9 protein-coding genes are annotated in these 10,241 nt (G+C 69.6%); 1 reads left to right on the top strand and 8 read right to left on the bottom strand.

Features of this window, described 5'->3' with window-relative positions:
* A partial coding sequence (locus tag HUW62_RS42395; RefSeq protein ID WP_176437674.1) for a S49 family peptidase occupies positions 1-998 on the bottom strand: 998 nt, incomplete at its 3' end.
* Between the two features lie 102 nt (positions 999-1,100).
* Between HUW62_RS42395 and HUW62_RS42390 the strand changes: the two genes are divergently transcribed.
* The gene (locus HUW62_RS42390) at positions 1,101-1,457 is read left to right on the top strand and encodes a hypothetical protein (RefSeq protein WP_176437673.1); all 357 of its coding nucleotides are present in this window, start codon (positions 1,101-1,103) and stop codon (positions 1,455-1,457) included.
* Positions 1,458-1,475: 18 nt separating this feature from the next.
* Here the strand turns inward: HUW62_RS42390 and rtcA are convergent, their stop codons facing one another.
* From rtcA to HUW62_RS42355, 7 genes are all read right to left on the bottom strand, one after another.
* Positions 1,476-2,549: an RNA 3'-terminal phosphate cyclase gene (gene rtcA / locus HUW62_RS42385; protein WP_163867292.1), complete on the bottom strand. Its 1,074-nt coding sequence runs from the start codon at positions 2,547-2,549 to the stop codon at positions 1,476-1,478.
* 129 nt (positions 2,550-2,678) lie between these two features.
* Entirely contained in the window at positions 2,679-4,625 is a 1,947-nt protein-coding gene (locus HUW62_RS42380) for a CocE/NonD family hydrolase (protein WP_176437672.1), read from the bottom strand.
* A 92-nt stretch (positions 4,626-4,717) separates the two neighbouring features.
* Positions 4,718-6,160: a sigma-54 dependent transcriptional regulator gene (locus HUW62_RS42375; protein ID WP_176437671.1), complete on the bottom strand. Its 1,443-nt coding sequence runs from the start codon at positions 6,158-6,160 to the stop codon at positions 4,718-4,720.
* Positions 6,150-7,496 carry a HAMP domain-containing sensor histidine kinase gene (locus HUW62_RS42370; RefSeq protein WP_176437670.1) on the bottom strand — a complete coding sequence of 449 codons (1,347 nt, stop codon included), beginning with the start codon at positions 7,494-7,496 and terminating at the stop codon, positions 6,150-6,152. The genes HUW62_RS42375 and HUW62_RS42370 overlap by 11 nt, the downstream gene beginning before the upstream one ends.
* Positions 7,497-7,505: 9 nt before the next feature.
* Complete coding sequence (locus HUW62_RS42365) at positions 7,506-8,216, bottom strand: epimerase (protein ID WP_176437669.1); 711 nt, start codon at positions 8,214-8,216, stop codon at positions 7,506-7,508.
* Positions 8,213-9,433, bottom strand: a complete 1,221-nt coding sequence (locus HUW62_RS42360) for an MBL fold metallo-hydrolase (RefSeq protein WP_163867287.1) — start codon at positions 9,431-9,433, stop codon at positions 8,213-8,215. Before HUW62_RS42360 ends, HUW62_RS42365 begins: the two co-directional genes overlap by 4 nt.
* On the bottom strand, positions 9,430-10,038 hold the full coding sequence (locus HUW62_RS42355) for a TetR/AcrR family transcriptional regulator (RefSeq protein ID WP_163867286.1): 609 nt from the start codon (positions 10,036-10,038) through the stop codon (positions 9,430-9,432). The genes HUW62_RS42360 and HUW62_RS42355 overlap by 4 nt, the downstream gene beginning before the upstream one ends.
* Positions 10,039-10,241: the final 203 nt, after the last annotated feature.

The raw sequence follows: 10,241 nt of genomic DNA, 5'->3' as shown, positions 1-10,241 counted from the left end.
CCCTTCACCACCGCATCCACCGTCGCCAGCCGCCCGCCCGCGTTCCCCTTCCCCGGCACGATCATCCCCGACACCGGCACCAACGCGAGCCGAGGCTTCCGCTTCAACCGCCGCCACTTCACCGGCGGGAACGGCACCGTCTCCAGATACGTGTCCAGCGCCTCCAGTTCCGTGTCCTCGACGTCCGTCGGCTCCTTCCCCGCCTCCACCTTCACCAACCCCAGGTGCAACGGCAGGTCCGCCTCGTCCACCAGCGCGTCCACCAGCCCCGCCGCCTTCGCCCTCGGCCCGCTGTAGGGGCCCTGGTCGATGAGCGCCCTCACCTCCTCAGGCGTCTTGCGCCGGGCCACCGACACCGCGTCCACCAGCGTCGCGTAGCGCTCGTCCAGGAACGACTCCACCGTGCGCCGCTGGATGTCCGACACCTCCGGATGCGTAAAGAGCTCCGGCGCCGTCTTGTAGTCACCCCGCCGGATGAACTGCGGCCGGATGCCAATCCGAGACAACCCCTCGCCCAGCGCCGTGGACTCCGCCGAGTACCCCACCAGCTCCAGCCGCCCCATCGGGGCCAGGAGCACCTCGTCAGCCGCGCACAGCACCGGGTACGTGTCCGTGTCCACCATCACCGCCCAGGACACCACCCGCTTGCCCGCCGCCCGGAACTCCGCCAGCAACGCCACCACCGCGTCCCGCTTCGCCCCCGGCAACCCCAGCTCCTCCACCTCCAGGAGGATTCCCTTCGCCTTGGGGTCCTTCGCGAGCAGCCTCAGGGACTCGCCGAACCGCTCCAGCGAGGTGACGTCCGCGGGCTCCGGACGCGAGCCTCCCCCCAGCGAAAACCGGGGCTTGCGCTGCTCCCGGTACGGAGGATCCCCCGCCAGCCGGAAGCGCACATAGGCGGGCCGATGACTGGCCGCGAACAGGCGGAAGGGCGCACCCAACAGGGTTCGCAGGAGCAGCAACAGGTTGGCGAGGGCGATGAAGGGCAGGCGCAGCATGGCGTCCGGGGTCGATGTGGGCCCCCTGGCGCGTACTGGACACGCTCTCCCGGTGCAAGCCCTGTTCAGCACTCCCGTTGGGTCGTGATAGCCTCCCCCCTCATGCGAAATCCCTCCCTTGCCCGACTCCTCCTGGTCCTCGCGCTCGCGACCGGCGGCGGAGCGGCACTGGCTCAGCCGCGCAAACCGGTCCAGGAATTCAACGCCCCTCGTGAACTCACCGCCGAGGAGCGCGAGGCCGCCAAGCAGCGCGCCATGGGCAACAACCTCAACAACTATGGCAAGGACATCCAGGTGAAGGCGCAGCCCTTTCCCTGGAAGGCCGTGGGCCTCGCCGGCCTCGTGTTCCTCGTCGCCATCCCCTTCGGGTTCCGCGCCTTCCGGTCCACCTCGAAGGAGATGGGCAACGAGAACACCTTCGGCAACAACGCCAACCGCGGCGACGACGAGGCGGCCTGAGCCACCCCACCCCGGCCCTCAAGCCGGGGCCACCTCCACCGCGCCGCCCGCCTCCACCCGGACTCGAACCGGGAGGAAGCGCTCGACGACGCGGGCATGGGTGGTGAGGTGGTCCGTCACCCGAGCCGCGGTGAAGCGCGTGGTGCCCGGCGTCACCGGCCCCAGGCGCCCCGCGGCCAGCAGCGCCGCCGGCAGCAGAATCTGATCCGCCAGCGACTCGTCCAGCGCGCCCCCCGTCTCCATGAAGCGCGCCAGGGCCTCGCCGGCCTCGCGCCCCACGTCCTCGGCGGGCCGCCCCTTCTCCCCCAGCGCGGTGAAGCCGGCGATGGTGTGCTCGAACTGCGCCAGCACGAACGTCACCGTGCCCAGCGAGCGGCTCACCGGCAACGGGCGGTTCTCCGCCTCGGCCAGGATGCCCCGCTCCCGCAGCACGGCCACGGCGGCGCGTGACTGCTTCTCGGCGATGGCGAACGGCAGGCCTCCCACGAAGGACGAGACATGCACCTCGCGCAGCATCCCCCGCGCGGGCAGCTCCACCAGCCGGGGCGGCTCCTGCGGCGGAAAGACGTGGGCCACCATCTCCCCCGCGCCCTCCGGATAGAACCCCGCCTGCGTCATGGTGAGGTGCACGGGGAGCCCGTACGCGTGGGCCACCGGCTGCCATACCGTGGCGACGTAGTGGAAGCTGGGGCTGTGCGGCAGGTGTGTGCCGCCCCTCAGCGTGAGCTTCCCGCCCCCGGCCAGCGCCAGCGGATAGACGAGGCACTGGAAGATGAGCGGCGTGCTGCCCGCGGTGCCGACCTCCAGCAGATAGTCCCCCGCGCGCACGGGGCTCGGCGTGAAGGACAGTTCGGAGGCGCCCACCGTGGCGCCCTCGCTGGTGCCCCCCAGGGCCTCGGCGCCGCGCACACAGGCCAGGTGCTGGGGCCGCAACCCCGGAGGCTCCCGCCGCGAGCGCAGGCGGGTGATGTGGAACGGCCGTCCGGTGATGAGTGACAGCGACAACGCCGAGCGGAGGATCTGCCCTCCTCCCTCACCCTCACTCCCGTCGAGCCGCACCGGCCCGCTCTCGGGCCCCTCGGTGCCAGTCATGACCGTCCCATCCCTCCGTGCGGGCGAAAAGGTAACAGGAACGGGAGGGAAATCCCGCTCCGTCATCCGCCCTTCGAGCGCGAGCGGACAGTGCTGGACAGATGCACCGCCGCGCTCGCGCGCTTCACCTCAGTTGCCCTGTGCATCCAGCGCTGGCAGCACGCCCACCTTGATGGAGCTGGGGTGCGCCGCGGAGTGGTACACGCGATGGAAGGAGCGCGTGAAGTCCGTCTCCTTCGCCTCGAAGATGTTGGGCACGTACGTCTGCGGGTTGCGGTCGATGAACGGGAACCAGCTCGACTGGACCTGGATCATCACCCGGTGCCCCTTCTGGAACGTGTGGAAGACGTCGTTGATGGCGAAGCGCACCTTCGACACCTCGCCGGGCTTGAAGGCCTTGGGCTCGCTGTAGCTGTCGCGGAAGCGACCGCGGAACGGCTCGCCGCGCACCAGCGTCTGCTGCCCACCCCGGTTCTTCTCGCCCTTCTCCGCGTCGGCCCGACTCCAGCCGCGAGGCTTGCCGGGATTCACGTCCACCAGCTTCACCACCCAGTCCGCGTCCGAGCCCGTCGTGGAAACCCACAGGTCCGCCTCCAGCGGGCCCGCCAGCGTGAGGTCCTGCTCCAGGGGCTCGGTCTCGAACACCAGCACGTCCGGGCGGCTCGCGACGAAGCGCTGGTCCTCCGCCATGTAGTTCTTGCTCCAGCGCGTCGTGATCTCCTGCGTGTACGGCACCGGCTTGGCCGGGTCGCTGATGTACTCCGCGAAGGACTCCGTCGTGCCCGTGGGTGCCTGCTGGGACAGCCCGCCCTTGGGCTGGAAGAACAGCCGCGTCTCACGCAGCCCCTTCGGCGGCCAGCTCTCCAACTGGCGCCAGCGGTTGGCGCCCGTCTCGAACACCAGCGCCTCCGGCACCGCCGCCTTCTCGCCCCCCTTGAGGTGCTGCTTGAAGAAGGCCAGGCCCAGCTCCTGGTACGTGTCTGAGGTGTTGAAGCCGAACTCGGCGTCACCCAGCTCGGACCCCTCGGTGCCCACCCAGCCCCCGTGTTGCCACGGGCCCATCACCAGCGTGTTCGCCACGCCCGGGTTCTGCTTCTCGATGGCGGCGTACGTCCGCAGCGGGCCATACAGGTCCTCGGTGTCGTACCAGCCGCCCACCACCAGCATCGCCGCCTTCAGGCCCTTCAGGTGCGGCAGGAGATTCCTCGCCTGCCAGAAGGCGTCGTAGTTGGGATGCGCCGTGACGTCCTTCCAGAACGCGACGTCGCCCTTGAAGTGCTTCGTGTCCGCGTTGCTCAGCGGGCCCAGGTCCATGAAGAACTCGTAGCCGTCCGGCGTGCCGTATTCGAAGCGCGACCAGTCCTCGCTGTCCGTGGGCTTCGGCCGGGGCTTGCCGAACCCCGAGAAGAAGTTGAACGCGAGCGACAGGTTGAAGGCGCCATGCCGGTGCATGTCGTCCCAGAACCAGTCAGCGATGGGCGCCTGCGGAGACACCGCCTTGAGCGCCGGGTGGCCGCTGATGGCGCCCGCGGAGGCGTAGAAGCCGGGATAGGAGATGCCCCACTGCCCCACCTTGCCGTTGTTGTTCGGCACGCGCGCCACCAGCCAGTCGATGGTGTCGAACGTGTCGGTGCTCTCGTCGGTGTCCTTCGCGCCCTTCTTCGGGTTGATGGGACGCACGTTGACGAAGTCACCCTCGGACATGAGCCGGCCGCGCACGTCCTGGAACACGAAGATGAAGCCCTCCTTCTCGAACGCCTCGCTCGGCCCGAGCTGCGTCTTGTAGCGATCCAACCCATAGGGCGCGACGCTGTAGGGCGTGCGCACCAGCAGGACGGGATAGCGCTTGGAGGGAGAGGCATCGACGGGGATGTAGACGGAGGTGAAGAGCTTCACGCCGTCCCGCATGGGGATGCGGTACTCGAACTTGGTGTAGCGCGAGCGGATGCGCTCCGTGCGCTCCGGCGTCGAGGCACCAGGAGCCTTCGATGGCGGGGGTGGCGGCGTCTGGGCGACGGCGGGACTTGCGAGGGACAACCAAAGCAGCGCCGCGAGACTGCGGGACACGGGGGACATGCACGCTCCAGTGAAGAGACGCGACATCATGGGGGACACAACCGCCCCCGAACGGCCCGTATCGCCGTTTGTTCCCGAGCTCGACGGGGACGTCAGCCCCGTCCTTCTCCGCCTTCGTCCGGGGCGCTGTCCAGCCCGTACTTGCGAAGCTTGTCGTGCAGGGTGGCCCGGCCGATGCCCAGCCGCCGCGCCGCGCCGCTGCGGTTTCCGCCCTCGATGCGCAGTGCGTCGAGCACCAGCCCCCGCTCATAGGCTTCGACCCGCTCCTTGAGTCCCGTGCCCGTGGGGGTGGCCTCCCCTTCCTCGCTCCGGGCCCCTTCGACCACGGGCCCCGCCGACGTGGCGCCAGCCGACCGGGGCGCGGACGTGGGCAGGAGGGAAAGGTCCAGCTCTCCATCGCTCGACAGGGCCACGAGGCTCTCCAGGGTGTTCTCCAGCTCGCGCACATTGCCCGGCCAGGGCAGCGCCACCAGCCGGTCGACGAAGCCCTCCGGCACCTTCAGCGGGCCGGTGTGGAACCTGTCGCTGAAGCGGTCCAGGAACATCCGCGCCAGCACGGGGATGTCCTCGGGACGCTCTCGCAGCGACGGCACGCGGAGCTGCACCACGTTGAGCCGGTAGTAGAGGTCCTCGCGGAACTGCCCCTCCGCGGCGCGCTTGCGCAGGTCGCGGTGCGTGGCGGCCAGGATGCGGACGTCCACCTTCACCGGCCGGTCTTCACCCACCGGGCGAACCTCGCCCTCCTGGAGCACGCGCAACAGCTTGGCCTGGAGCGGAGGCGCCAGCTCGCCGACTTCATCCAGCAGCAGTGTGCCGCCATCCGCCTCGCGAAACAGCCCCGGGCGGACCCGATGCGCTCCGGTGAAGGCGCCCTTCGAGTGACCGAACAGCTCCGCCTCCGCGAGTTCCTCGGTGAGGGCCGCGCAGTTGAAGCGCAGATAGGGCCCGTTCGCTCGCGGCGAGGCGCGCACCAGTGCCTCCGCCACCCGCTCCTTGCCGGTGCCGCTCTCCCCGGTGATGAGCACCGTCACGTCGCGAGAGCCCGCGCGTTGGACCATCTGCGCCAGCCGGCCCATGGGCTCCGAGGAGAAGACCATGGAGCGCGACAGGTTCAGCTCCCCCGTCAGTCGCTCGTTCTCATGCCGCAGTCGCACGGACTCCAGGGCGCGCGTGACGACGGCGAGCAGCTCATCCACGTCGAAAGGCTTGCGGAAGTAGTCATAGGCGCCCGCCTTCACCGCCTCCACGGCGAAGCGCTCCGAGCCATGCGCGGTGATGACGATGATGCGCGGCGCGTGGGGCACCACGCTGACCCGGCGCACCAGCTCCATGCCGTCCATCCGAGGCATGCGCAGGTCGGTGATGACCAGCTCGAACGGGCGCGCCGCCAGCTTCTCCAGCGCGGCCTCGCCGTCCTCCGCCTGCTCCACCTCGATGCCGGACAGGCTGCGCAGCATCTCCCGCAGGGTGAAGCGCACGCCCGCGTCATCGTCCACCACCAGCACGCGAGACACCGCGCCCGACTCACCGCGCATGGGCCACCTCGCGCACGTCCCGCACCGGGCCCAGGGTGTCCGCCGGAAGCTCGCGCGGCAACATCAACTCCGCCACACAGCCCCCCGACGCCTCGTTGCGCAGCGTCACTTCGCCGCCATGCTGCCGCGCCAGCGCCCGCGCCACCGTCAGGCCGAGCCCCGAGCCCTTCGACTTCGTGGTGACGCCCGCGTCGAAGGCCCGCGCGGACACCTCGGGTGACAGCCCCGCTCCCGAATCCCGAACGACGACGCGCACGTCGCCCACGCTCCCGGATTCGACGTCCACCATCACCTGGCCTCCTCGTGGACTCGCGTCGATGGCGTTGTGCAGCAGGTTCATCACCACCTGCTTCACCTTGCGCGGATCACACACGGCGACCACCTGCCCCTCGCCGCCCCGGGCCAGTCGCACGCCGTGCTCGGCGGCGAGCCCCTCGTGCAGCACCACGGCCTCGTCGCACAGCGCGCCCAGGTCCACCTCGCTGACCGACAACGGCACCAGCGGACGCGAGAAGTTGAGGAACTCCTCCAGGATGTCCTGCATGCGCGACACCTCGCCGGCCAGCACCTCCAGTCGCTCCTGGGGTTGCGCACGCCCGGGCTCGCGCCGCATGAGCTGCGTGAGTCCCTTCACCGTGGCGAGGGGATTCTTCAGCTCATGGGCAATCTCCCCCGACAAGGACTCCAGCGTGCGAGCGTGGGCGCGGTGCGTGGCGAACAGCTCGTCGCGCTGATGGAAGGACTCCGCCACCATGTCCTCGAAGGTTCCCCGGACGGCGGCGCCCACGATGTTGGCCACCACCACCAGGAGGAACATGCAGACCGCCACCGCGATGAGCAGCGCTCGCGGAGGCTCTCCCAGGAAGGACAGGTGCAAGGGCGGAGTCCACCCGAACAGATGCGCCGCCGTCAGCAGCGCCAGCAGCCCCAGCTCCTCCCCCATCAACGCGAGCCGCTGACGGGGCGGAAGCACCGCGGCGCCGACGAAGGCCAGCGGGAGCAGCAGCGGCAGCAGCGGACTGGCGAGCCCTCCCGTACCCCACGTCAGGCTCTGCTCCAGGAGGATGCCCAGCGACAGGTTGCCGGCGATGCTGCGCTCCGTGAGGCCCTCGCGCTCATACCGGCGCAACTCGAAGAAGAAGAACGACAGGGCTACCACCACCTGGACGGGCAACCAGATGCGGCGCCAGTGCGCTCCATCGCACAGGGTCGCGACCGAGATGGCCGCCATCAGCAGGAGGCCGCCATACGCACGCAAGCGCACCATGCGGCCGAAGATTCGGTCGATGTGCTTGAGCCGGAGGGCCTCGTAGCTGCGGCGGGTTCGCGGTTCCATGTCGCCCTGTCAGGCCGAGGTGTGCCCGGCCTGGATGCCCGCCCGACGCTCCAGATAGCGGCGGGCCAGCTGATTGATGTCGTCGTTCTCGAGCACCTTCTTCGGCGCTCCCAGCTCGGCGGTGGCCAGCATCGCCAGACCCACCGCCTCCGTGGTCGTCACGAACCTTGGAGCCACGGCCTTGAGCACCGGGTACAGCGGGCTGAGAACCTTGTAGAGGACCCGGTAGACCCGCGTCTTCGATTCGATGCCGTGCATCGGCCGGATGATGCCCGGACGGAACAGGTACACCGCGCGGAACGGCATCGCGGCCAGCGCGTTCTCCGTGCGCCCCTTGACGCGGGCCCACATCGAGCGCCCCTTCTCCGTGCTGTCCGTCCCCGCGCCCGAAACGAAGATGAAGGTCAGCTTCGGGTTCGTCCGCACCAGCACCTGGGCCGCCGCGAGCGTCAGGTCATACGTCACCCGTCGGTAGTCCTCCTCCTTCATCCCCGCCGACGACACGCCCAGGCAGAAGAAGCAGGCGTCATAACCGTCGAGCGAGGACTCCGAGGAGGCATCCAGGAAGTCCTTGAGCAGCATCTCGCGCAGCTTCGCGTGCTTCTGCCCCGTCTCCGCCCGGCCCACCGCGAGCACCTGCTCCACGTCGGGCGACAGCAGACACTCGCGCAGCACACCCTGCCCCACCATGCCCGTCGCACCGAAGAGGATGACCTTCATGGCTGACCTCCAGGCTGGTTCGCCGTCACCGGCGTCCCCATGCCCGTGGAGAGGATGGGATGTTGCGCCGCGGTCTCCCACGCCAGCTCCGGCCACCATCGCTCCCGGACACCCGCCGCTTCGACCTCCGGCTCCACACTCTGTCCAGGCCTGGGCAGCACCAACGTCACGGAGAGGCGCTCGGCCTCCGCTCGAGCCCGCTCGGCCGGCTCGGTCCACCCGTGGTAGGCAAGCCCGAAGAGGGCCCAGTGCACCGGAATCATGACCTTTCCCCGTAGCATCTGGTGTGCCAGCACGGCCTGCTCGGGACCGATGTGCCAGTCCGGCCAGGCGCGGTGGTACTGGCCCGTCTCAATCATCGTCACGTCGAAGGGCCCCAGGCGCTCGCCGATGTCCCGCATGGCCGGGAACAGGCCCGTGTCGCCCGAGTAGAATGCCCGGTGCTTGGGGCCGATGAGCGCGTAGCCGGCCCAGAGCGTGGCGTCCTTGTCGAACAGGAACCGCCCGGAAGCATGGCGCGCGGGGGTGGTGACAATCTCCAGCTCCCCGACACGGGTGCGCTCCCACCAGTCCATCTCCACGATTCGCTCGGCCGGAATGCCCCAGTACTCCAGGTGCGCACCCACGCCGAGCGGCACGATGAACACCACCTTGGAGTGCTTCGCGGAGTCCCTCAGCGCCAGGAGCGTGGGCCGGTCCAGGTGGTCGTAGTGGTCATGGGAGATGACCACCGCGTCGACGGGCGGCAGGTCCTCCAGGGCGATGGGCGGCGCGAACCACCGCTTGGGGCCCACCCAGGAATACGGCGAGACGCGCTCGCTCCACACCGGGTCCGTCAGGATGCGATGCCCGTCGATCTCCACCAGCTGCGAGGAGTGCCCCATCCACGTCACCCGCAGCCCCGTCGCGGGCGGCGTCTGGAAGCGCTGGGGGTTGATGGCCTCCACCGCCATCGGCTCGCCGGGGCTGGTGTGCGGGCTGACGTCGAACATCCCCGACATCATCTCCCCGAAGTGGTTCACCAGCGGCTGGGGGTTGTCGAAGTGCCCATCCTTCCACTGGGGCGAGCGCTCCATCCGCTCCCGCCGGGCCCCCGTCGCCTTCTTGCCGAAGCCCGTATAACCGTCCACGACGAGCACGAGGCTGCCCACCGCCAGCACCGCGCCCAAACCCATTGCTCCACGGCGCAGCACACGCCGCCAACCACGCGTCTTCATCGGGATGCTCCCAGGGGCATGCACAGCGCGCGGACCGCGACGCCGATGCCTTGAACGAATGCCTCACGCGTACCGCTGATGTACTTGAGCCCGCGCGCCGTCGCGTAGAGCGTGTCGGTGAGTTGCCGCGCGGTGAGGCCCGTGGACTTGTACGCGGCCACCAGCCCGGAGGCCCGCAGCACCTTCGCCACCGCCTCCTGGAACAGGGCTTCGAAGCGCATGGCCTCCTCGCCCAGCCCCATGGTGCTCAGGACCTCGGTCAGGTCCTTGGCGTCCGCGCCCACCATGCCGACGTAGCGGCCCACCCAGGCGTCGAAGCCCCGCACCAGCCGCTCTTCCAGCGGCAGGGAGACATCCGACAACCCCTCGCTGGCGCTCCGCAGCGAGGACTCCATCGCGTGCTGCAACGTCGCCTGGAAGAGCTCTTCCTTCGTCGCGAAGTGCAGGTACAGCCCCTGGCGGGACACGTCGGCGGCTCGGGCCACCTGGTCCATGGACGTCTTCCGGAAGCCGTAGCGCAGGAAGACATTGAGCGCCACGTCCAGCAGCCGGCTCCGCCGTGCGTCGTCCGGCGGTTTCTCGGGAGATTTCAGCTCGGTACCCATCTTGGACAGATTTGACAAGATGGACCCAGATTGTCAATTCAATCAACCCCTCGCGCGGGGCTGGGACTTCGGCTCAGCGCAGGCCGGCGCGGCCTCCGTCGAGCACCCGCAGCGAGCGCTTCGCCGGCCGACGGGCACCGGTGGAGGGCTTGTCCGTCTTGCCGCCCACGGCCTTCACGCCGCGCCGGGGGGCGGGCCGGGAG

The organism is Myxococcus sp. AM011, from assembly GCF_013372595.1.
Lineage (GTDB): Bacteria > Myxococcota > Myxococcia > Myxococcales > Myxococcaceae > Myxococcus > Myxococcus eversor.
Note: the sequence above shows the minus strand (reverse complement) of the source record. Positions and strands in the feature narration are given on the sequence as shown.